The sequence below is a fragment of the Rhizobium cauense genome, from assembly GCF_019511525.1.
Taxonomy (GTDB): domain Bacteria; phylum Pseudomonadota; class Alphaproteobacteria; order Rhizobiales; family Rhizobiaceae; genus Rhizobium; species Rhizobium cauense.
The window spans coordinates 129,034-151,523 of record NZ_JAEUAT010000006.1; the positions used below are offsets into that span (position 1 = coordinate 129,034).

General features: G+C 57.0%; 19 protein-coding genes and 3 pseudogenes. 11 read left to right on the top strand and 11 right to left on the bottom strand.

Annotation, left to right across the window (positions count from 1 at the left end; all coding sequences use genetic code 11):
• The first annotated feature begins 263 nt into the window (after window positions 1–263).
• Complete coding sequence (locus JNB88_RS13570) at window positions 264–1,334, top strand: LLM class flavin-dependent oxidoreductase (protein ID WP_220355900.1); 1,071 nt, start codon at window positions 264–266, stop codon at window positions 1,332–1,334.
• Window positions 1,335–1,358: 24 nt separating this feature from the next.
• Here the strand turns inward: JNB88_RS13570 and JNB88_RS13575 are convergent, their stop codons facing one another.
• The 5 genes from JNB88_RS13575 to JNB88_RS13595 form a co-directional block, all read right to left on the bottom strand.
• Window positions 1,359–2,378, bottom strand: coding sequence for a sulfate/molybdate ABC transporter ATP-binding protein (locus tag JNB88_RS13575; protein WP_220355901.1), 1,020 nt, complete (start codon window positions 2,376–2,378; stop codon window positions 1,359–1,361).
• On the bottom strand, window positions 2,375–3,259 hold the full coding sequence (gene cysW / locus JNB88_RS13580; RefSeq protein WP_220355902.1) for a sulfate ABC transporter permease subunit CysW: 885 nt from the start codon (window positions 3,257–3,259) through the stop codon (window positions 2,375–2,377). The genes JNB88_RS13575 and cysW overlap by 4 nt, the downstream gene beginning before the upstream one ends.
• A gap of 2 nt (window positions 3,260–3,261) precedes the next feature.
• Window positions 3,262–4,083, bottom strand: coding sequence for a sulfate ABC transporter permease subunit CysT (cysT, locus tag JNB88_RS13585; RefSeq protein WP_220355903.1), 822 nt, complete (start codon window positions 4,081–4,083; stop codon window positions 3,262–3,264).
• Between the two features lie 81 nt (window positions 4,084–4,164).
• Entirely contained in the window at window positions 4,165–5,151 is a 987-nt protein-coding gene (locus tag JNB88_RS13590; protein ID WP_220355904.1) for a sulfate ABC transporter substrate-binding protein, read from the bottom strand.
• 164 nt (window positions 5,152–5,315) lie between these two features.
• Window positions 5,316–6,647, bottom strand: a complete 1,332-nt coding sequence (locus JNB88_RS13595; protein ID WP_220355905.1) for an LLM class flavin-dependent oxidoreductase — start codon at window positions 6,645–6,647, stop codon at window positions 5,316–5,318.
• A 279-nt stretch (window positions 6,648–6,926) separates the two neighbouring features.
• Between JNB88_RS13595 and JNB88_RS13600 the strand changes: the two genes are divergently transcribed.
• The 4 genes and pseudogenes from JNB88_RS13600 to JNB88_RS13615 all read left to right on the top strand — a co-directional run bounded on the left by JNB88_RS13600 (window position 6,927) and on the right by JNB88_RS13615 (window position 12,378).
• Window positions 6,927–7,949 (top strand): NADP-dependent oxidoreductase, encoded by a 1,023-nt coding sequence (locus JNB88_RS13600; RefSeq protein ID WP_220355906.1) that lies wholly within the window; start codon window positions 6,927–6,929, stop codon window positions 7,947–7,949.
• A gap of 214 nt (window positions 7,950–8,163) precedes the next feature.
• A pseudogene (locus JNB88_RS13605) lies at window positions 8,164–8,988 on the top strand (aminotransferase class V-fold PLP-dependent enzyme); the annotation flags it as partial.
• A gap of 67 nt (window positions 8,989–9,055) precedes the next feature.
• Window positions 9,056–9,828, top strand: a pseudogene (locus JNB88_RS13610) (IS5 family transposase).
• Between the two features lie 294 nt (window positions 9,829–10,122).
• A complete protein-coding gene (locus tag JNB88_RS13615) occupies window positions 10,123–12,378 on the top strand; it encodes a CDC48 family AAA ATPase (protein ID WP_220355907.1) in 2,256 nt (751 codons plus the stop codon).
• 952 nt (window positions 12,379–13,330) lie between these two features.
• On the opposite strand, the gene JNB88_RS13620 is transcribed toward JNB88_RS13615, so the two are convergent.
• The 4 genes and pseudogenes from JNB88_RS13620 to JNB88_RS34385 form a co-directional block, all read right to left on the bottom strand.
• Window positions 13,331–13,540, bottom strand: a complete 210-nt coding sequence (locus JNB88_RS13620; protein WP_220355908.1) for a cold-shock protein — start codon at window positions 13,538–13,540, stop codon at window positions 13,331–13,333.
• A 61-nt stretch (window positions 13,541–13,601) separates the two neighbouring features.
• The gene (locus JNB88_RS13625; protein WP_220355909.1) at window positions 13,602–13,790 is read right to left on the bottom strand and encodes a hypothetical protein; all 189 of its coding nucleotides are present in this window, start codon (window positions 13,788–13,790) and stop codon (window positions 13,602–13,604) included.
• A gap of 256 nt (window positions 13,791–14,046) precedes the next feature.
• Window positions 14,047–14,258: pseudogene (locus JNB88_RS33580) on the bottom strand (PfkB family carbohydrate kinase); the annotation flags it as partial.
• Window positions 14,191–14,490, bottom strand: a complete 300-nt coding sequence (locus tag JNB88_RS34385; protein ID WP_338110997.1) for a hypothetical protein — start codon at window positions 14,488–14,490, stop codon at window positions 14,191–14,193. The pseudogene JNB88_RS33580 and the gene JNB88_RS34385, both read right to left, overlap by 68 nt.
• A gap of 197 nt (window positions 14,491–14,687) precedes the next feature.
• Here JNB88_RS34385 and JNB88_RS13635 point away from each other — a divergent pair, with 197 nt between their 5' ends.
• Window positions 14,688–15,149, top strand: a complete 462-nt coding sequence (locus tag JNB88_RS13635) for a hypothetical protein (RefSeq protein WP_220355910.1) — start codon at window positions 14,688–14,690, stop codon at window positions 15,147–15,149.
• A gap of 404 nt (window positions 15,150–15,553) precedes the next feature.
• Here JNB88_RS13635 and JNB88_RS13640 read toward each other — a convergent pair whose 3' ends face one another.
• Together JNB88_RS13640 and JNB88_RS13645 are read right to left on the bottom strand one after the other, a co-directional pair.
• Window positions 15,554–15,913: a RidA family protein gene (locus tag JNB88_RS13640; RefSeq protein ID WP_220355911.1), complete on the bottom strand. Its 360-nt coding sequence runs from the start codon at window positions 15,911–15,913 to the stop codon at window positions 15,554–15,556.
• Window positions 15,914–16,020: 107 nt separating this feature from the next.
• Entirely contained in the window at window positions 16,021–16,881 is an 861-nt protein-coding gene (locus tag JNB88_RS13645; RefSeq protein WP_220355912.1) for a LysR substrate-binding domain-containing protein, read from the bottom strand.
• Between the two features lie 274 nt (window positions 16,882–17,155).
• Here JNB88_RS13645 and speB point away from each other — a divergent pair, with 274 nt between their 5' ends.
• From speB to JNB88_RS13670, 5 genes are all read left to right on the top strand, one after another.
• Complete coding sequence (gene speB / locus JNB88_RS13650) at window positions 17,156–18,217, top strand: agmatinase (protein WP_220355913.1); 1,062 nt, start codon at window positions 17,156–17,158, stop codon at window positions 18,215–18,217.
• Window positions 18,218–18,318: 101 nt separating this feature from the next.
• Complete coding sequence (locus JNB88_RS13655) at window positions 18,319–19,059, top strand: transporter substrate-binding domain-containing protein (protein WP_420832189.1); 741 nt, start codon at window positions 18,319–18,321, stop codon at window positions 19,057–19,059.
• A 36-nt stretch (window positions 19,060–19,095) separates the two neighbouring features.
• Window positions 19,096–19,764, top strand: coding sequence for an amino acid ABC transporter permease (locus tag JNB88_RS13660; RefSeq protein WP_220355915.1), 669 nt, complete (start codon window positions 19,096–19,098; stop codon window positions 19,762–19,764).
• Window positions 19,761–20,408: an amino acid ABC transporter permease gene (locus JNB88_RS13665; protein WP_037136186.1), complete on the top strand. Its 648-nt coding sequence runs from the start codon at window positions 19,761–19,763 to the stop codon at window positions 20,406–20,408. The genes JNB88_RS13660 and JNB88_RS13665 overlap by 4 nt, the downstream gene beginning before the upstream one ends.
• 422 nt (window positions 20,409–20,830) lie before the next feature.
• On the top strand, window positions 20,831–22,477 hold the full coding sequence (locus tag JNB88_RS13670; RefSeq protein WP_420832187.1) for a phosphoethanolamine transferase: 1,647 nt from the start codon (window positions 20,831–20,833) through the stop codon (window positions 22,475–22,477).
• The last annotated feature ends 13 nt before the right edge of the window (window positions 22,478–22,490 follow it).

Below are 22,490 nucleotides of genomic sequence, written 5' to 3' on the forward strand. Positions count from 1 at the left end.
TTCGACCTGTTTCTGGAAACTATTGTGGTTGGAAAGCCGACGCTCCAGCGGGCAATGTTCTGACAGCCGGTCTTGCCCGCGCGGAGAAGAAGGAGACAGAGAGGACGCAATCGGCCGCCGCGGAAACGTGGGCACCGTCCAGTCGCTTGAAGGACGCCATGTGCTTAACAAGGTCGCTCGGCCGCTCGGCTTCGCGCTGAAATAGATCAAACCCCGCGCAGCATTCCACATCCTAAGAATCCATTGATACGCAGGCAGTTAGCATGAGCACCCCTTCCGAATTCCTCTGGTACATTCCCAATGATATCAAGGCAGGCCATCGTGGCGACACAGGTGACGAAAATCACAACAGCCTCGAGAGCCTGACGGAACAGGCAAGAGCGTTGGAGGATCATGGCTGGAAAGGCGCATTGATTGGCACCGGCTGGGGACGACCCGATACCTTCACGATCGCCGCGGCGCTTGCTGCACGCACGAAAACCTTCGAGCCTCTTGTTGCGATAAGGCCGGGCTACTGGCGCCCTGCCAACTTTGCCTCGGCCGCAGCGACCTTGGATGATCTCACGGGCGGGCGTGTCCGCATCAACATCGTTTCCGGTCAGGATAACCTTGCCGCCTATGGCGACAGCGAAGGTGACCAGGCTCACCGTTATGCCCGCACCAAGGAATTCATGCGTCTGGTCCGGCGGCTTTGGACCGAAGAGGACGTCACCTTTTCCGGCGCCCATTTCAAGGTCGCGGCTTCCACGGTGCAGCCGAGGATCAATGGAAAGGGAGAGCGAGGCCATCCGAAGGTTTATTTTGGAGGCGCCTCCGAGGCTGCTGCGCAAGTCGCCGCCACGGAAGCTGACGTACAGCTCTTCTGGGGCGAGCCCCTCGACGGTGTAGAAGAGCGTATTGAGCATCTGAAGGCCCTGAGCTCGAAGCTCGATCGAGACCTCCCTCCACTGGAGTTCGGTTTACGGATCACCACCCTGGTACGGGAGACGACTGAACAGGCATGGGCCGACGCCGAAGCAAAAGTTGAAGCCATGGCCAAGGGTCAAGCCGGCAAATGGCAGGATCACCATCGTACCGTCGCTGTCGGACAGCAACGCCTGTTCAACCTGAATGAACGCGGCGACGTTCTGGATGACAACCTCTATACAGCACCCGGCAGGTATGGCGGCGGCGGCGCCGGAACCACCTGGCTTGTTGGGTCGGCAGAAGACGTGGCCCGATCGCTGAAGAAGTACGAGGCGCTTGGGATCACGCATTTCGTGCTCTCCGATACGCCCTACCTGGCCGAAATCAGACGGCAGGGCGATACGTTGCTCCCGCTTCTGCAGCGCTAGAGTTCTCTCGAAAAAGGCTTCAGTTCAGGACAAGAAAACTTTCGCCCGGCGCACGGTCACGTAGCCGCTGTCGCCTGCGCGGGCCTCGCGTTCCGGTTCGACATCCAGCTCCAGCGCCTCGCCCGTCTGCGCAGTGGCCATAAGCCGTCGGCCACCCGGACGATCAAGCACGCGACTGACCGTTGCCGCAATCCCAGGTCCGCTCGCGGACCAATCAAGATCGCCGGGGCGGGCATGGATCTCGGCCTTTCCGTCGGCCAGGCCGGGGGCGGCGATCGTGGCGCCACCGGTATGTGCTTCGCCGTTCACGACAGTCGCCGACAACACGTTGGTGTCACCGAGAAACTTCATGACAAAGGCCGACTTTGGATTGCGGCAGACGTCCTCAGGCGTCCCCTGTTGGACGATCTGGCCGTCCTTCAAGATCACCACACGGTCGGCGAGATCGAGCGCCTCCTCCTGATCATGGGTTACGAAAAGCGTTGTAATCCCGAGCTCCGAATGGATCTCCCGCAACCAACGCCTCAGCTCGCGGCGGACATTGGCATCGAGTGCACCGAAGGGCTCGTCGAGAAGCAATACTTTTGGATCGACTGCAAGCGCCCGTGCAAGGGCCACTCGCTGCCGCTGACCGCCTGATATCTGTGCTGGAAACCGCTGACCGAGCCCTTCAAGTCGAACGAGCCTGAGGAGTTCTTCGACACGTGCATCGATTGCCGCCTTGTCGCGTTTGACCCGCGACACCTTCATGCCAAAGGCAATGTTTTCGGCGACGGTCATATGCGGAAACAATGCATAGTGCTGAAACACGAAGCCAACGCCACGATCACGTACGGGGATGTCCGTGGCGTCCTGGTCACCAAAAAAGATGTGTCCATCGTCGGCATACTCGAGGCCGGCCACCATCCGTAAAATCGTCGTCTTTCCAGAACCGGAAGGGCCAAGTAGTGCAACGAGCTCACCGCTTTCAATATCAAGCGACACATCCCTGACGGCGCGAAAGGTCTCAAAGGTTTTGACTACGTGGTCGAGGTGGATTCTCATGCGGTTTTTCCTGCGGGATCGACGGGTGACGGCGCGCGGACCCGGCCCGCGCCCCGACGTTCTAGTGCCGCTTTGGCGATGATGGTAAAGACGGCAATGAGCGCCAGAATAGAAGCGGACGCGAAGGCCCCGGCCGCCTGATAATCATGATAGAGCAGCTCGATGTGCAGCGGCAGTGTGTTGGTCTCGCCGCGAATATTGCCCGAGACGACGGAAACCGCGCCAAACTCGCCCATCACACGCGCATTGCACAGAACGACGCCGTAAAGCAGCGCCCACTTGACGTTGGGCAAGGTCACCGAAAAGAAAGTACGCCAACCGGAAGCCCCGAGCGACGTTGCCGCTTCTTCAAGATCCCGGCCCTGAGACTGCATCAACGGTATGAGTTCGCGGGCGACAAAGGGCGCGGTCACGAACATTGATGCAAGGATAATGCCGGGTACGGCAAACAGGATCTTGATGTTCCATGCATCGAGTGTGGGACCAAAAATCCCTTGAAGTCCGTAGACAAAGAGATAGGCGACACCAGCGACGATTGGAGAGACTGAGAACGGTATCTCGATCACAACGAGCAGGAGGCGCTTGCCCCGAAAATCGAACTTGGTCAGCGTCCATGCAGCCGCTATGCCGAAGGCAGTGTTGACGGGAACGGCGACCAGCGCCGTAAAAACCGTCAAACCGATCGCGCGGCGTGTATCGGGATGCATGAGTGTGTCGCGATAGACGTTCCAGCCTCGCGAAAAGGCCTCTACGCCGATGATCAGCAAAGGCGCCAGGATCAGCAGGGCTCCGAGGAGGAGCACGACGCCGATCAGGGTCCGGCGGAAAAGCGGACCATCGCCGACGCGCGGCGGCTTGCGTCGTTTCAATGCGGTGACCATGTTCAACCTCTCACGGTGTAACGCAGCGCCCGTGACTGCAGCCAGTTGGTAAAGAAGAGCATGACGAAGGCGGTCAAAAGCAATACGGAGGCGATAGCTGCAGCCGATGCATAGTCGTATTCCTCCAGGCGGATGAATATCAGCAGCGCAGTGATCTCCGTCGAAAGCGGCTGGTTGCCTGCGATGAAAATGATTGCTCCGAATTCGCCAAGGCACCGCGCAAAGGACAATGACAGCCCGGCAAGCAGAGCCGGCGCCAACAGTGGCAGGATGATCTTCTGGAAGACATGCCAGTCCGATCCCCCGAGAGACTGCGCTGCCTCCTCCAAAGCTGGATCAAGGTCTTCAAGAACAGGTTGTACAGTGCGCACGATGAACGGTAGCGACGTGAAGCACATGGCGATCATGATACCAAGCGGCGTGTAGGCAACCTTGATGCCCAAATGGGAAAAGATCGAGCCGAACCAGCCATTGCTCGCAAAGAGTGCCGTCAACGAAATGCCAGCAACAGCGGTCGGCAAAGCAAAGGGCAAATCGACCATAGCATCGACGAGACGTCTGCCAGGGAACCGATAGCGCACCAGAACCCAAGCGACTGCCAAACCGAAGAAGAGGTTGAAAATCGTCGCAACAAGAGCCGAAAGAACCGTTACGCGATAGCTTGCAAGCGCCCGCGGGGAAGAAATGATCTGCCAGTAATCGAACGGGCCTAGGCTCGCTGCTTTGAGAACAAGCGCGGCGAGCGGCAAGACCACGATAACGCCAACATAAAGCAGCGTCACGCCAAGCGACAGGCGTAATCCGGGCAGGACTTTGCGTCTCAAAGGTTCGTTCCTCTATCACGGAAAAACCCGGCGGATCGTTGCCCGCCGGGTAATATGAAGGCGATCGGTTGGCTTTGTCGCTTATCGATTGCCGTAGAGCTTGTCGAGCGTGCCGCCGGATGCAAAGTGTTCCTTCTGGATCTTTGTCCAGCCACCGAAAGTCTCGTCGACACTGACAAGGCGGATCGGTGGAAACTCGCTCTTGAACTCGCCAGCGACTTTCTCATTGTTCACGCGATTACCAAACTGGGCAGCAATACGCTGACCCTCCTCAGAGTAGAGGAAGTCCAGGTAGGACTTTGCGAGTTCTTCGCTGCCATGCTTCTTGGCAACTTTGTCGACGACCGCGACGGGGAATTCCGCCAGGAGGCTAACCGACGGAATGACACTTTCGACCTTGTCTGCACCATACTGCTTGACGATGCCGCGGGTTTCGGCTTCGAAGGTGATCAGAACATCGCCGGTTTCCCGCTCGACAAAAGTGGTCGTCGAGGCCCGGCCTCCGGTGTCAAAAACCGGCACGTTGTCGAAGATCTTCTTGATGTAGCCCTCAATCTTTTCCTGGTCACCCTTGTAAGCCTCTTTTGCCCAGGCATAGGCGGCCAGATAGGTGTAACGAGCATTTCCCGACGTCTTCGGGTTCGGGAAAACGGCATGAACGTCATCGCGAGCGAGATCGCCCCAGTCCTTGACGTTTTTCGGGTTTCCGGCCCGCACGAGGAAGGACGGGAAAGAATAAAAAGGAGAGGCGTTGTTCGGGAATTTCTTGGTCCAGTCTTCGGCGACAAAGCCGTTCTTGGCCAGGAAATCGATGTCGGTGGATTGGTTAAAGGTTACAACGTCAGCTTCAAGCCCCTCCACAATCGAGCGCGCCTGCTTCGACGTGCCGGCGTGCGACTGGTCTATCGTCACGCCTGGGTGTTGCTTGATGAAAGCCTCGTTTTCGGCAGCAAAAAGCTCACGCGAAACGTCGTACGAGGCGTTCAACAGTTTCGTAGCCTGCTGTGCCAGGGCTGGGGTCACGAAAAGCGCCGCGAGCGCGGTCCCAAGGATGAAGAGGCGGTTCATGCAAGTCTCCGGTTACCGATGATGCATGGAACCTACCGGCACATCGAAGCCGTCGCGAGGAACCGCTCGCCCTTGCACGGCCTCCTGGTAGAATTTTTGACTTCTTTTCGCCATAGTTCGTAAAGTTTCGCCCTGTCGCCAGAGGTCACCGGCAGTACTGAGCATCACTTTGAGGGAAAGAATTTGTTTTCTGGGCGCGCAAGCCCGAGATGGTCGCGCAGAGTCGTGCCCTCGTACTCTTTCCTGAAAAGACCGCGACGCTGGAGTTCGGGCACAAGGCGACCAACCACGTCATCAAGACCACTCGGCAAATATGGGAAGACGATGTTGAAGCCATCAGAGCCGTCCTGGCTGACCCACGCTTCCATCTCGTCGGCGATCGTTCCCACTGTCCCGACAAACGACAGACCAGCATAGCCGCCATAACGCTGCGCTAGCTGCCGAACACTTAGGCCCTCCTCTTCCGCAAGCTTGAGGACCTGAGCACGCCCCGTCTTGCTCGCATTTGTTTCGGGTATCGGAGGAAGCGGAGCGTCGGGATCAAAACCGGATGCATCATGGCCAAGCGCGATGGAAAGAGATGCAATGGCGCTATCGTAGTGCACGAGGCTATCAAGCATCAGGCGCTTCTGGCGCGCTTCCTCCACGGTATCGCCAATAACTATAAAGGCTGCTGGCAGGATCTTCAGGGTGTCGCGCCCACGCCCGACAGCTTCGAGGCGTCCCTTGATATCGGCATAGAGTGCCTTTCCTGCACTAAGATCTCGGGGCGAGCAGAAAACGACCTCAGCGGTTTCTGCGGCAAGCTGCCTGCCCGGCTCGGACTGGCCAGCCTGCACGATCACCGGCCAACCCTGCGGCGGGCGGGCGATGTTGAGAGGTCCGCGCACACTCAGTTCCCGCCCCTTGTGGTTGAGGACGTGCATCCTGTCGGGATCGAAGAAGATGCCGCTATCAACATCACGAATGAAGGCGTCATCAGCAAAACTGTCCCAGAGGCCGGTAACCACATCAAAGAATTCCCGCGCACGACTATAGCGCTCTTCGTGCTCCACCATGTCGTCGAAGCCGAAATTCAGGGCCGCGTCAGGGTTTGCCGTCGTCACGATGTTCCAGCCAGCCCGGCCACCGCTGATGTGATCGAGCGAGGCGAATCGACGGGCAATATGATAGGGCTGATCAAAGGTCGTCGACGCGGTGGCAACGAGACCGATCCGCTCCGTCACGGCAGCAAGCGCCGAAAGCAACGTGAATGGTTCGAATGATGTCACAGTGTGGCTGCGACGCAAAGCCTCGACCGGCATGTTGAGCACGGCAAGGTGATCAGCCATGAAAAAAGCATCAAACTTTGCCGCCTCGAGTTTCTGCGCGAACGATTTCAGGTGCGCAAAATTGAAATTGGCATCCGCGTACGCCCCGGGATAGCGCCAGGCTCCGGTATGAAGGCTTACGGGTCGCATGAAGGCGCCGAGATGCAATTTCCTGGTATCGCTCATATTGTGTATTCCAGTAATCTTGGAAACGGATTCATTCTGGCCGAGGTGATATCTTTTAGCCTTCGGCCAGGTGCTTCATCGTAGAGTGGCAAGGAGGAAATGCTGAGAAATAATCTACTAATTTGGTTTGTGTGGTAGAACGCCTGTCCGCGCTGACCCGATACCACATCCGTGAAATGTCGCTCCACCACGGCATCCACATGACCTTGGGCTGAGGTCGTCGGCCAGAAAGACTATCACCGATCTAAGCAACGGGCGTTACTCGACAAGGAGCACACGATGACTGAAAACTTTACAAGCACGAGGGTAACCTTGGCTTCCCGCCCTATCGGCAAGCCGACCGAAGCAAATTTTCAGATCGATCGGAAACCGGTGCGCGAGATTGCCGACGGCGAGGTCTTGCTACAAATTTTGTTCCTTTCGCTCGACCCTTACATGCGTGGGCGCATGGATGACGCCAAGTCGTATGCTGCTCCTGTCGGCATCGGCGACGTCATGGAAGGCGGAACGGTCGCCAGGGTCTTGGAAAGCCGCAACAGAAGCTATGCGCCCGGTGACATCGTATTGTCTCATTCCGGCTGGCAGAGCCACGCGGTGGCAAATGGCAACGACTTGAGGAAACTTGACCCCGAGAAAGCGCCCATCTCCACCGCTCTTGGCGTTCTCGGCATGCCGGGCTTTACCGCCTACGCCGGTCTTCGCAATATTGGCAAGCCACAGGCGGGAGAGACCGTGGTGGTTGCAGCAGCGAGCGGAGCGGTCGGATCCGTGGTTGGCCAGATCGCCAGGATCCATGGCGCTCGTGCGGTCGGGATTGCAGGCGGCAAGGAAAAATGCGCTTTCGTACTCGACGAGCTCGGTTTTGACGCCGTCATCGACCACACGGACGCCAATTTCGCACACGCCCTTTCCGCTAGCTGCCCCGATGGCATTGATGTCTATTTCGAGAATGTGGGCGGTCCGATCTGGGATGCGGTGTTTCCCCTGCTGAACGATTTCGCGCGGGTCCCCGTTTGCGGGCTGATTGCGCATTATAACGGCGAGGATGCGCAACAGCCGGATCGGTTGACGAATGTCATGCGAACAATCCTGCGCAAAAGTCTGACAATCCGGGGCTTCATCCAACGCGAATTCGCAGACCAACGCCCAGACTTCTACCGTGATGCATCGCAGTGGATTACCGCAGGCAAACTGAAATACCGCGAAGATATTGTCGACGGGCTCGAGAACGCACCAAGTGCATTCATTGGCCTCCTGCAGGGACGGAACTTTGGCAAATTGATTATTCGCGTTAGCAGCTAGACCAACTTGGTGGCCGGATCACGGGGGCTTGGCGCCATACCAGCGGATACCGATGGGTTGAGATGAGAACGCGTCAGCAAATACCCTCGCCTTCGCCATCTCTCAATTGCGCCGGATGCGAGCAAAAGCCTGAAGCCGACCGGGCAGGGAGAGCTAGCCCCTGAACAGGTTCGGTGCTAGCCCATCCGTAAATGGATCGAACCACGAGGGCGAGATGGCAATCGACGTTGAAAAGGTAAGAGGCGACACCCCTGGGGTTGCACATCGTGTCCACTTCAACAACGCTGGCGCGGGATTGATGCCGCGGCAGGTGCTCGACGCCGTAGTTGGCCATCTCACCCTTGAGGCGGAGATAGGCGGGTATGAAGCAGCGGGCGAAGCCGCCGTGGAACTTGATGGCGTATACGACAGCGTGGCACGCCTACTGGGCTCGCAGCGCGACGAAATCGCGCTGACAGAAAACGCGACTGTTGCCTGGCAACTGGCATTTTACTCCCTCGGCTTTCGACCGGGCGACCGCATCCTCACCGCACGGGCAGAATATGCTGCGAACTACGTGGCGTTCCTTCAGGTGGCCAAACGGACTGGTGCGGTTATCGAGGTCATCCCGGACGATCGAGATGGCGTGCTTGATCCCGATGCACTTGAACGGATGATCGACCACCGCGTGAAGCTCATTGCGATCACTTGGGTGCCGACCAACGGCGGCCTTTGCAATCCGGCTGCGGCCGTTGGGAAAATCGCTCGCAGCCGCGGGATTACATACTTGCTCGACGCTTGTCAGGCAGTCGGACAGATGCCGACCCTTGTTCAAGAATTGGGTTGTGATTTCCTCACTGCGACGGGCCGTAAATTCCTGCGGGGTCCACGGGGGACTGGCTTCCTCTATGTACGCCGCGAACTCGTTCACAGCTTGGAGCCACCTGTCATAGATCATTTTGCGGCCCCCTGGGTTTCCCGCGATCGTTTCGAATTGCGACCGGACGCACGTCGCTTCGAAACCTGGGAGAACAATTATGCCGCGCGTCTCGGACTAGGTCGCGTCCCCATAAAAGGGTTTCGCTTTAGTCACGATGATGATTCAATGTCCTTGGAAGGAGATTGATATGCGCCGTCATGAACTTAGCGATGAAGAGTGGGCGATCATCGCACCACTTTTGCCGAATAAGAGCCGTGGTGTCAAACGTGTTGATGACCGCCGGGTGATCAATGGCATTTTGTGGCGTTTCAGAACTGGTTGCTCTTGGCGGGATATTCCTGAGCGCTACGGCCCTCGTACGACACTTTACAATCGATTCTCGCGCTGGCGCAAAGCTGGCGTTTGGGACCGGCTTCTTGAAGCGGTATCAAGGCGTTACGACGGCGATATAGTTATGATCGACTCGTCGTGTGTGCGCGTTCACCAGCATGGTGCCAACGCAAAAAAAGGGGCTCTACCGATCCTTGCATGGGACGTTCGCGCGGCGGCCTGACGACCAAAATCCATGCCATGGTCGATGCGGATGGCCGACCGTTACGAATGGAGCTGACAGCGGGCCAGGCTGCGGATGCTCCGGTCGCTGAGAAGCTGATTTCTGACATCGAACCAGGCACGACGCTACTTGCAGATAAAGCTTATGACACCGACGCGATCCGAGCGTTTGTGAAAGGCCGCAAGGCTTGGGCTAACATTCCAACAAAGATAAATCGGAAGCAGAGCTTCAGCTTCAGTCGCTGGGTCTATAGGCAGCGAAATCAAGTGGAGAGGTTCTTCAATCGTATCAAACACATGCGGGGCTTGGCCACGCGCTACGACCGCCGCCCTGACAATTACCTTGCTGCACTGAAACTCGTTGCGACAAGAATTTGGATCAATTCAGTTTGCGAGTCCACGTCCTAGTCTCGCCGTTGAGAAGTGAACGACCCCAAATACTCGCTGATCGTGGAATGCGTAGCTGAAGTTTGCCCCCGGCTCTCAAACATCAAGACAGCATGGTCAGTCAATCAAGACTATACCCAAGTATGATTGGGCTCCCCGCTTTGCTGGGCTATCTACTCTAATGACTCTTCGCCTGCATGGAGAAATGAATGAGGCAGCGGGCGAAAACTGTGCGACGCCGAGTGGCCGAGGCTTGCCTTCTCCATTCGACTTCTATGTTTCGAACAAGCTTTTCTAGATTGGGACGGAGAGGGCATGTCTGCATCTGATGATGAAGTTTTGACGCTGCAGGTCGCGAACATGCGTCCCCAGGACGCTGGTGCCAGTATCGCGCGTCTATCGGCCGCTGCAATGCAAAAGCTTGGCATCCGAGAAGGCGAGCTTGTCGAGCTTATTGGGAAACGCCACACAGGCGCAATCGCAATGCGCCCCTATTCCGACGACGAGGGACTGAACATCATTCGTCTTGACGGGCTTCAGCGTGTGAACGCCGGGGCCTCGAGTGGTGACCACATCGAGGTGCGCAAAGCGGAGGCTCGCCCTGCGAGCAGGGTAGTTCTTGCGCCAGCCCAAAAGAACCTTGTTCTTCAGGGGTCGGGCGACGCTCTCCAGCGGACCTTTCTGCACCGGCCAATGATGGCTGGTGATGTCGTATCGACCTCTGTCCAGCAGAGGGTACAAGACCCGCGCCTCCTTAACCTTCCTGCATATGGCCTTCAGGAAATCAGGCTGGTTGTCGTTTCCACGCAGCCTCGGGGCATTGTTCAGATGAACGAGCAGACGGTCGTGGAATTGCGTCCACAGTTTGAGGAGCCCAAAGAGGCGCGTCGGGCTGACGTTACCTATGACGACATCGGGGGCCTTGGATCCTCCGTCGAGCAAGTCCGCGAGATGGTCGAACTGCCATTGCGCCATCCCGAACTCTTCCAGCGTCTTGGCATCGATCCGCCAAAGGGTGTCTTGCTTTACGGCCCACCCGGAACAGGCAAGACGCTGCTCGCGCGAGCCGTTGCAAACGAGACGGAAGCAAACTTCTATCATATCGCTGGCCCCGAAATCATGGGCAGCCGGTACGGCGAATCCGAGGAGCGCCTAAGGCAGGTCTTTCAGGAAGCCTCTCAAAATGCTCCTTCCATCATCTTCATCGACGAAATCGATTCTATTGCACCTAAACGGGAGCAGGTCACGGGCGAGGTTGAGCGCCGGATAGTCGCGCAATTGCTCACGCTGATGGACGGCCTGGAGCCCCGCCAGAACATCGTAGTGATCGGTGCGACCAATCGAAGGGATGCCATCGATGAGGCACTTCGTCGCCCGGGGCGCTTCGACCGCGAGATTGTCATCGGCGTTCCAGATCAGAATGGCCGGCGGGAAGTGTTGGCCATTCATACGCGCGGCATGCCACTCGCCGAAGATACGGATCTCGACGAGATTGCACGAACCACCTACGGGTTCGTTGGGGCCGATTTGGGAGCTCTCGTGCGCGAAGCAGCAATGGACGCCTTGCGGCGCGTGTTACCCGACGTCAACCTGAAGGTAGGGATTCCAAGCGAGGTCCTGGAAAAGCTGACAGTATCGCAGGACGACTTCATGACGGCGATGAAACGTATCCAGCCGTCCGCCCTGCGCGAGATCATGATACAAGCCCCAAATGTCCGATGGGAGGACGTTGGTGGCCTGGACGACGCTCAGATGAGGCTGCGCGAAGGGGTGGAACTTCCATTGAGATCACCCCAGGCGTTCAAACGCATGGGAATTCGGCCGGCGAAAGGGTTTCTCTTGTTTGGACCTCCGGGGACGGGCAAAACACTGCTGGCAAAAGCGGTGGCCCGCGAAGCCGAGGCAAACTTCGTCGCGACAAAGTCCTCTGATCTCCTTTCCAAGTGGTATGGCGAGTCCGAGCAACAAGTGTCACGCCTGTTCGAACGGGCAAGGCAGGTTGCGCCAACGGTCATCTTCATCGACGAGATTGACTCACTGGCACCCGCAAGAGGTGGTGGACTTGGAGAACCTGCCGTAACAGAACGCGTCGTCAATACGCTGCTCGCTGAAATGGACGGCCTGGAAGACATGCAAGGTGTGGTCGTGATGGCGGCCACGAATAGACCGAACCTTCTCGATCCCGCGCTTCTACGGCCGGGCCGCTTCGATGAACTGGTCTACGTTCCGGTCCCGGATGTGAAGGCGCGGCTCAAAATTCTAGGCATTCACACGAAGAAGATGCCGCTTTCCAGTGACGTTGATCTCGATGACCTGGCAGAGAAGACTGTTCGCTTCACCGGTGCAGATCTCGAGGACCTTACCCGTCGTGCTGGATTGATAGCACTTAGGCGATCCATCGAAGCGTCCACCGTTGACCAACAAGACTTCGACAAGGCGCTACAGGAAGTCCGCCCGTCGGTCACCCCCGAAATGGAGCGGGAGTATGAAGAGATGCTAAGGACCTTGAGGCAAGAAAGCCCGCAGCGGCGACAAATAGGCTTCACGCCCTTGCGTCAGTCGAGTGAATAGCGTGTCGGCTTAAGAAGGCGCCTCCGCGTCGCCTTCTGGTGCCATCGTCTGCACCCTGACGACCTCGTTCTTCGTTAATAGGAAAAAGTGAGCATCATCAAGACGATGTGCGATATCGCCGTCCTGCGTCATGTAGTCGACTTTCTTGGCGAATGCAGAGAGGCCTCCTACGCGCGTTTGTTCGATGACAACGCACCTAGCCCCGCTCTCGCTGGCACATCGAAAGAGGCGCCCGTTCTGGTATTGTAGCATCGGTAATCTCCGTATTCCGAAGCATAATCGGCCTTGCCGCGGAAACATCAACCCACATGAAAGTATAGCCCGTTTGGGCTAAGGCGCCTGAGATTGCTTCGGTTCAGCACAGACGGCTGCTGACAGTGGCACCGCTAGCAGAGCAAATCGCTCTACGTCCCCGCGCTGCATCGGCAGGGATCGGCATAGTACCGACCAGCCGCCATCTTAGCACTTTCTAAATCATCGTCGAATAGGGTGTGGCATGCGCGGGCTGCTTTTCCTTATTGGTCTACTCAGTGGGCTCTGGGCGGTCGATGAGATCGCCAACCAAGGCCAATACGGCCGCGTGGTGCTACGAGAAACCACGGCCCAGGCCGACTACTTCCGACAGCGAGTTAACTATTGGGTAGAGGGCACACTACGCCGCTGACGTCACTTGGGATCTGGCAGCCTGTCCGTTCACATTGCGGGACCTTGTAACCGTCGTGCGGAAACCGATGGACGCGGTCTCCAACTCCAGGAGCCAGCCATTACATTCCTGGGAACATTTCGTTCACCATCGTTTGGTATCGATTGGCCGTCACGGGGATGAGACACCGCGACTGACACTGCAGGGGCCGTCTTTGTTGTGAGTGGCGGCCCCTTGCAACAATCACGACCAAATCAGCCGCCCGTTATCGGTCAAACTGAATGGCACGCACGTATCAACGCTTACTGATCAACTCAGTACAAGATCCGTGGCTTTCGACTTGCCCGTTTTTCGATCTTCCATGAGTTCGAATTGAACCTTCTGCCCGTCTTGAAGCCCTGCAAGGCCGGACTTCTGCAGTGCAGAGACATGCACGAACACATCGGTTTGCCCGTCATCCGGTTTGATGAATCCGAAGCCCTTTTCCTCGTTGAACCACTTTACGACGCCGCTTGGCATGTACCAATCCCCTTGTTTTTTATATGACTTGCTATCTGAGGCGCGGGGATGAAAACACACTTTAATCGCTTAGGCGAGGCGATATTTCGGTCCCCCCAGTGTCGGCTTCCAAAGGAACTTCGGTGCCTGGAATGGAGGCGGTCGTGATGTTGCGATCCACTAGGTGCCTGCCGAAGGGGTTGAAGGCGACGAGCAGCGCCAATACGGCAGCTGCCAACCATACACTGATGAGGGCGTGTCCGATCTTCATTGGTTTCCAAAGGCTGGCTTGGCTGGATTTTCACCCACTATGACGGCAAGCCATCAACAAATGATGAAGTCGCGCTGCCGAAAGTTGTTTCAAGGGCCGCATGTTCAAAAAAGCACGCTCCTGTCAGCTTAGCAGTATCATCAGCCAATCGCTTCCAGATCAGCTTGACTAACCTGAATGAGAGCTTTGGGGACGCAAGGGCGATCTCTCAAGCTTAGCCTCGACAGAACCTCTCACGAAACTGCAGCATTCGCGCTGGGACGACCGCGATCATGTTTTCTCCGTCGGATGACACTAAAATGACCGCAGTCCCTTGTCGGATGGCCGATACGCGCCTCGTCCCTGAGAGGTCGACGCCATCGGCTTCAAGTATCCCCAATGCGCGCTTGCCGCTAATTGATCATCTCCGACAGCACCGACCATACGCACCACGCTTCCCGCACGGCGGGGGGCCCACGCCTGGTTCGCTCATGTCGAAACCGCACAACTCCTTGCGAAGGACTGGGGCCTGGAGCTTGAATTCGTCCAGATAAACGACAAGGATACGGCGAAGGCATTCGAGCCGAAGATCACCACCCGCGTCCTCAATCTGGCCATTGGCGTGCGTAAAGACGAGCCTCAGCTGCTTGCAAAGCTGGATGAATGGATCAAGGCGACCCTCAAGAACGGAAAGCTGAACGACATCTACCAGAAGTATCATGCTCGCCGCTTCCCAAGGAGATCGTCGAAGGACAATAGTTGTCGCTATGAAGGATCCGCAGACGAAGGCTGCGGCTCTTTGGGATTGGCGGGCAGGAGGCTGGAGGGACGACACACCAACCGCAAACCGGCATTACACCGCGTTTAAGGTGTCCGTCAGCATTAGCGCTCAAACTAGACATCGATCCTTGGAGAGCTATGATTCAAGGACTTGACGAACGAACCGTTTTTTCGGGAGGTGCTCTCTTGGGCTCATCGATTGTTCCGCCGCCCCTCGAACGCATTCCTCATGCGAAATTAAACGAAGTATCCCGTAAGCTCCGCCCACGGGATGCCAGCCTCCGCGCGAAGAGTGAGATCGACCAACTGCTCGACTGGCTCGGAAAAGTCAATTTTGGGCTAGAAGGCATGATCGTGCGGCTCTCGGCCGACGGCATAGCGGTCGGCGGTGGTGACTGGCCCCTCGAACCGAGTCTCTCGAACCATCATTCCATCTGCTTTGAAGGCAACTGCCCAGCAGCTTTGTTCGCTGGGGTCATCGAATCCAATCGCACATCGTTTGAAGAATTGCTCGCTTGTTACCTCATGGGTGGTAGCGGACACCTGGACCAGGAGGCTATCGCAGCTACTCGCCGAATTGCGCTCGTCACGGCTATTTGAGAGTACGGCCGTGATAGCGCCGGAACTTCGCACGTATCGCGACTGTGCCTCAATGCCCAATGCTACTCGCTGCCCGAGCTACCTGGGTCTCACATGGCAGGCCGGGAAAAAACAACAGGACCTCGTTGGAGCATCCTAGCGATCGGTAGCTCCGCTATCGGCCTGAAAAAGCATACTAAGAGGTGGGCAGCACTTGATACCTTTACGGGCTGGTCGGCGTTTTTTCGGGGCATTTCGCTGGATGGCCTTCTGCGTAGCCTGGTCACTGAGTTAAACGAGCACGACGCTACGGTATCGGACCTGCTAGATCGCTTCCTCGACTGGGGATCCGAACTCGTGCAGGAGTCGACGCTAAATCGGCTTGGCCCGACTCGGATTTACTGGCAAGCGTACCGTCAACGCCTCTACGACAAGGCAAACTCTTTGGGTTTCCGCCAGGCGATCACGTCGACCCGGAGGTCGCAGAGCGGCGGTAGATTTTGATCTTCAAATGTAATTCGGCGAGGCGTGGAGCCTGGCGCGACCCACCGTTCCCAAACCGCGTTCATTTCGGCAAAAGACCTTAGATCGCGGAGCCAAACATTGGCTTGGATCAGTTCTGACCTGTCCGTACCCGCCTCTATGAGCAGGGCATCAATGCGATCAAGAACATCGGCTGCCTGTGCACGAATGCTGCACCCGGCAGCGACACTGGCAACCTGACCGACGATATGGACTGTTTGAAGTGACGATTCCTCGCCGACGGGCGCGTGCTCGATAGCCATCGGCCAGTTTCCTTATTCAATTGGCGCGCAGGTTACTGCCAACGCCAAATTGCAGTCGCTGGGCAAATTGAACAGGTCGTTTTATTTTTCGCGGTTATAACGGGACGTTATGGACGATCCGCCATCGCGGTGTGTCGTGACACAAACTCGACAAGATAGCGAACGCCTTCGGACGTCTCCGACTGGGCATAGAATCCAATCTCGATCCGCACAGCGCCAGGAAGATCGGCGGCCTTGTCGAGCGCACGACAGCCCTCCGGGATCGTGGCTTCAAGCATCGGACCGACACCAATCCCAACCCTGACTGCCGTAGCCATGGCAACCAATGTGGAGGCAACGCAAGCCGTCTTCCATTTAATGTTTCTCTGCGACAGCGTTGCTATGGTGCGGACATTCCAGGGGCAGCTCTCATCAAACATGATCAGTGGGAGCGGTCTGCTTGCATCGACTACGAAATCGGATCTGACGACCCAAGTGAGATACTCGGTCCAGATCAGGATGGGTTTTCGATTGAGGACGGTAATGTCGCAAACAACGATATCGAGTTTCCCCTCTTCGAACATCTCTGCCAGACGCCGATTTGGCTCAACTATTATATCGATATCCACCTTGGGGTTCTGCGCTCTGAAGTCACGAAGGATATCTATCAGACGACTGGCGGCGAAATCCTCGACGACCCCCAACCGGATGCGTCCTTGCAGTACCTTTCCAGTAAGCCGACGGCCGACCTCGTCGCTAAGCACCACGATCTCCCGGGCGTAGGCGACCATAATCTGGCCGTGGGCAGTGAGCTCTAGCCCTTTGGAGGACCGGGAAAAGAGCGTAACACCAACAAGCTCCTCAAGCTTGCGGATCTGCATGCTCACTGCTGCTTGTGTTCGGTGCAATTTGGCTGCTGCCCCGTTGACCGTTCCAATTTCGGCAACCGTCAGGAACGCCCGCAACAGGTATGAATCGAGATCAAGCATTTGACGGCGTCTTCGTTTGCGTTAGGCCGCGTCGCGACTGGCGCGACGGCAGGAAAAGTCGACATTGGACGATCTCTTGTTTGGGCGCAACGGCCAGTGACGTAGAGTAGATCGCCCGTGCCTATAAGAATTTTTGAATGAACCTGTCGTTGAACGGCGACTTTTCCGCATCAAGGGTATCAGCAACCGTTATATCCCCTCACGCAATATCACGGTTGTAAAGGTCTCCCGCCGAGCCAATCATCGTGCCTCGGATCATAACCGGGAGCCCACCGTGACGATTGACCAGGATTTTCTCGAGGACCTTCGCCTCCGTTTCGGCAACGCGGCCGGAGGTGAGATGCACGATCCACATTTCCGGGAAGTGGCCTCAAGCGTGTCCAAGGATGGCGACAGCCGCAAATGGCCATTTGCGGACCCGGCGACATTCCTTGGCGCCACCTTCATCGAGAATGGCATCCGGCCAGAGGTGCTTGGGGTACTCGATGTGGCACTGATCGGCGTGCCCATGGACCTTGGCGTCACCAATCGCGCCGGCTCACGGTTGGGGCCGAGGGCCGTTCGGGCGATCGAGCGTGTTGGACCCTATGAGCATGTTCTCCGCGTTGCGCCGATGGGAAAGCTCAAGGTCGCCGACGTGGGTGACGTTCCGATGAAAAGCCGCTTCGATCTTGCCGGATGCCATGCGGACATCGAGGCTACCTACCGCATGATCGCCGGAACCGGGGTGATCCCTTTGTCGGTAGGTGGAGACCATTCCATCTCCGGGGCCATCCTCAAGGGATTTGCGAGCCATACACCTGTTGGCATGATTCATATCGATGCCCATTGCGACACGGCCGGGCCGTACGAGGGCTCCAAATTCCACCACGGGGCTCCGTTCCGAGAGGCCGTTCTCGCCGGAGTGCTCGACCCCAAGAGGACGATCCAGATTGGCATTCGAGGAGGAGCTGAGTATCTCTGGGAGTTCTCCTTCGCTTCGGGCATGACGGTTATTCATGCCGAGGAAGTCGCTGAAATGGGCATAAGAGCGGTGATCACACGAGCCCTCGAGGTGGTTGGTTCCGGTCCAACGTACCTTAGTTTTGACGTCGACAGTCTGGATCCCGCATTTGCCCCGGGGACCGGAACTCCAGAGGTGGGCGGACTTCTTCCAAGAGAAGTTCTCGCCATGTTGCGCGGTTTCAAGGGCGTGAACCTCGTCGGCGGGGACGTGGTAGAGGTTGCACCTCAATATGACGCAACGACCAATACCGCCCAGATTGCCGCCCAGGTCCTGTTCGAACTGCTTTGCCTTGCAATGTTCAGTCCGTCATCGCGCGGGCAGGGCACCTGACGGGGTCGAAATAGCGCTTTATACTTAGAACCAGAAGAAGGGAACACAAGATGAATATCAGCAGAATAGCAAGAACCATCGCCGCTGCCACGGCATTCGCTATGGTCGGGCTGTCGGCACACGCCGACGACCTTACCGACATCAAGGCGGCCGGCCAAATCAGCGTCGGCATTTTCGCAGATTTCCCTCCGTTCTCGTCGGCAAGCGCCGACATGAGCCTTAAAGGATATGACGTGGACGTCGCCCAAAGCATCGCCGATAGTCTTGGCGTAAAGCTCAACCTCGTGAGCGTCACCGGACAGAACCGGATCGCCTATCTGAACGACAAGCGCGTCGATATTCTGATGAGCGTAGGCTACTCCAAGGAACGTGCCGAGGTCATCGATTTCGCTGCTGCATACGCACCGTACTACATCGCAGTCATAGGGCCGGCAGCGGTCGCAATTAAAGGTAAGGATGACCTCGCCGACAAGACGATTGCCGTCAACCGCGGCACGCTCGAGGATACATCCTTGACGGCTGCGGCACCGGCATCGGCAACTATCCAACGCTTTGAGAACTACAATTCCGTCATTCAGGCCTTCATCTCCGGCCAGACGCAGCTAATGGTCGTCGGAAATGATGTTGGAGCACAGGTTCTGGCACGCCAAGACGCACTAAAACCCGAGCAAAAGTTCCAGCTGCTTACGTCGCCTTCGCATATTGCTCTTCGCAAGAGCGAGGATGGCCTCAAGAACGCCGTCAATGACGTTGTTACCAAGATGATCGCCGATGGGAAACTCGACGCGACCTCGAAGGCCTGGTTGAAGACCCCACTCAATCCTGAAAATCTCAAGGATTGATTGCCATGAACGCTCCCCGCCGTGAAAGGAGTGGCGATGACCTATAGCCTTGGCTTCGACTGGCTCTGGGGCGGTGCGGGAGCGCTTGCTTATGGTGCGGGTATGACGCTTTTGCTGATTACCTGCACCACCGTCTTCGGGACGGTACTAAGTGTTTTGGGTGCGGCGGCGCGAAGAAGTCGGTTCGGATGGTTGCGCCGTGCTGTAGGCATCTACGTTGAGGTGATCCGCAACACACCGTTTCTCGTCCAGCTGTTCTTCATCTTCTTCGGGCTCCCGACCATCGGGATCCATCTCAATCCTGTGACCGCAGCGATACTCGCCATGACCCTCAACATGGCCGCCTACACAACCGAGGTTGTTGGCGCTGGGCTAGATGCCATCCCAAAAGGACAAAGCGAGGCGGCACTGGCGCTGGGGCTGAAACCGAGACACGTGTTTTTCAAGGTTGTCCTACCACAGGCGCTCAAGATTATCTTCCCGGCCCTGACGAGCCAGATCGTCATCATGATGCTGGAATCCGCCGTGGTGTCACAGATTTCCGTCCGAGAGCTCGCGCAAGAGGCGGACCTTCTGCAGGCCCGCACATTCCGTTCATTCGAGACATATCTTGTCGTGACCATGATCTACCTCGCCATGTCGGCGGGCCTTAGGCGTTTGCTGATCGCTGGTGGACGAAGGTACCTTGGAGCCGGGATATCATGATCGAGTTCACATTCTGGGACATACTGCGGAATCTCGCCTTCGCGACGCGTTGGACAGTTCTCTTGTCGATCGCGGCCTTCGTTGGCGGGGCTTCTGTCGGCATCGCAATCCTCTTTGCGCGGATATCGCAATCCTTTTGGCCACGGCGTCTCGCGTCGGGGTACATAGCGCTCTTTCAGGGAACGCCTCTCCTCATGCAGCTTTTCCTGATGTTCTTCGGCTTGCCCATGTTGGGGTTCCGAATTGAGCCTTGGACGGCAGCCGTGTGCGGGTTGACGCTTTATGCGAGTGCCTATCTGGCCGAGATATGGCGCAGCGGCGTCGAGGCACTTCCACGCGGCCAATGGGACGCGGGGGCGAGTCTCGGTCTGCACCGACTTCAGGAGCTAAGACTTATCATCCTACCGCAGGCGTTCCGGATAACGCGCGCTCCGACCGTCGGATTTTTGGTGCAGCTGATCAAGAGTACAGCCTTGACGTCAATTCTTGGCTTTGAGGAGCTGATGAGGACGGCAAACGCGATCAACAACGCAACTTTCGAACCCTTCAAAGTCTACGGGCTAGTCGCTGCCATTTTCTTCCTGCTCTGCTATCCGCTCACCGAATACGCGCGCAAGCTTGAAAGAGAGGCACCGATCCGCTGAGCTCCGTCGCAAGACGGCCTTTACTGAACGCCCGGTTGGGCTAGTTAATGTGGACTGTCGCAACCAGCTCGAAACCCCGTCAAAGTGTTAGCAGCCACTCTTTGAGCTCGCGTTCGAAGAGCACGGCTCGGGCACGGTCTAAGCTCAGCCCTGAGATGAATAGCTCGATCGACGCTTCGGAGTGTCCCTTGCGATTGCCCTGCAGCCTGAAATCGACGTAGCCCACGTCTGCCCAACGCAGCCAAAATCATCCCTCCGTCCGGTCCACGAGCGCAACGTCGGGGACACTCTTTGGATTGGACTGAGAAACGGCGGCCCGTGGGGAGCGCGTGCAATTTCCCCATCGAACAAGAGTGCTTGGCAGAACCGGTTTCAGGTGTCTGTCAGTAAACCTCTTCAGAAGGCGTGCTCGCGTCGGAGAGGTGAAATTGAGAAAAGCACCGGCAAATGTGAGCTTCCTGCGACCAAAAATCGGTAGCATATCGCTCTGCATACTTATAAGCTCTTACATCCTTGTCTTCTGCAACAACACGTTTTGGCAGAAAGCGACGGACTATCTTGGAAGCGGTACCCGTCCGCTGTGGGCACTGTATCTTGGCATGCTGTCTCTTTCCGTGGCCGTTGTCACACCGTTTTCGACCAAGTACCTGATCAAGCCTTTTCTCATTTTCCTCGTTGTTGTCGCAGCGGTAACCTCACACTTCACTGACAGCTTCGGCGTCGTTCTGGACAGCGACATGATCCGCAATGCGATGGAGACAACGCCTGCGGAGGCCCAGCATTTGATCACGCCCGAGTTCATTGTGCACGTTGCAATCTTTGGGGTCGTACCATCGTTGATCATTGCCTGGACAAAGGTCGATCACCGCCCGTTCATGCGAAAGGTTTTCTGCAACCTCCTGGCAATCCTCACGTCACTCGCGATCTTCAGTATCTGTGGCGTGACCTACTCGCGGGAGTACACCGCGGCCGTCCGAGAACGGAGAGACATTACAAAGAGCTTTAATCCTGTAACACCCATCGTCAGCACCGCTCGCTACTTCCTGAACGCTAACAAGGAGGCCTCGATCGTTGTTCAACCTGTTGGAGCCGACGCCAAGGTCGCGCCGGCTGAACCGCCGATCAACAAGCCAAGGGTCACCGTAATTGTTGCAGGTGAGACCGCGCGCGCGGAGAACTTCTCGCTCGGTGGATATCAACGTGAAACCAATCCACGCCTCAGGGCCGAGAACGTCATCTATTTCCCTAACACCACGAGTTGCGGCACAGCGACAGCGACGTCAATTCCCTGCATGTTCTCGCGATTTACACGCTCGGACTTTAGCCATTCAAAGGCTGCGGCCAACGAAACGCTCGTAGACGTGCTGGCACATGCCGGAATTGACGTTGCATGGTTCGACAACAACACGGGCAGCAAGGGCGTTGCCGATCGGATTAATTATGTAGACCTCGCGAACTCAAAGGATCCACGCTTTTGCGAGCAGGGCGAATGCCTGGATGAGGTACTCCTGGCCAAGCTGGACAACTGGCTCGACCACGTCAAGGGCGACAGTGTCATCGTGCTTCATCAACTGGGCAGCCACGGTCCCGCCTACTACCTTCGATACCCCGAACATCGCGGGAAGTTTTTTCCTGATTGCCGAACCTCGGAGCTTGGCAAATGCTCGTCAGTTGAAATCGTGAACGCCTATGACAATTCGATCCTCTACACCGACTACTTCATCGCGACCGTCATCGACCACCTTAAGGCTCGCTCGGGCAAGATGGCGGCGGGCTTGATATACATGTCAGATCACGGGGAGTCCCTCGGCGAGAAGGGGCTATATCTGCATGGAACGCCATACATGTTTGCTCCCACACAGCAAACACACGTGCCGTTCTTGACCTGGTTTGATGAAGACTTCGCCAAATCGATGGATCTAGACACAGCCTGCCTTCGAAAAGAGGCAACAGTTCCAACGTCTCATGACAACCTCTTTCATAGCGTGCTCGGGATGATGAATGTGACAACGTCGGTCTACGAGAAAAGACTCGACGTATTCGCGGGGTGCAGAAGCAGGAACTCGTAACCGTCGTGCCCAC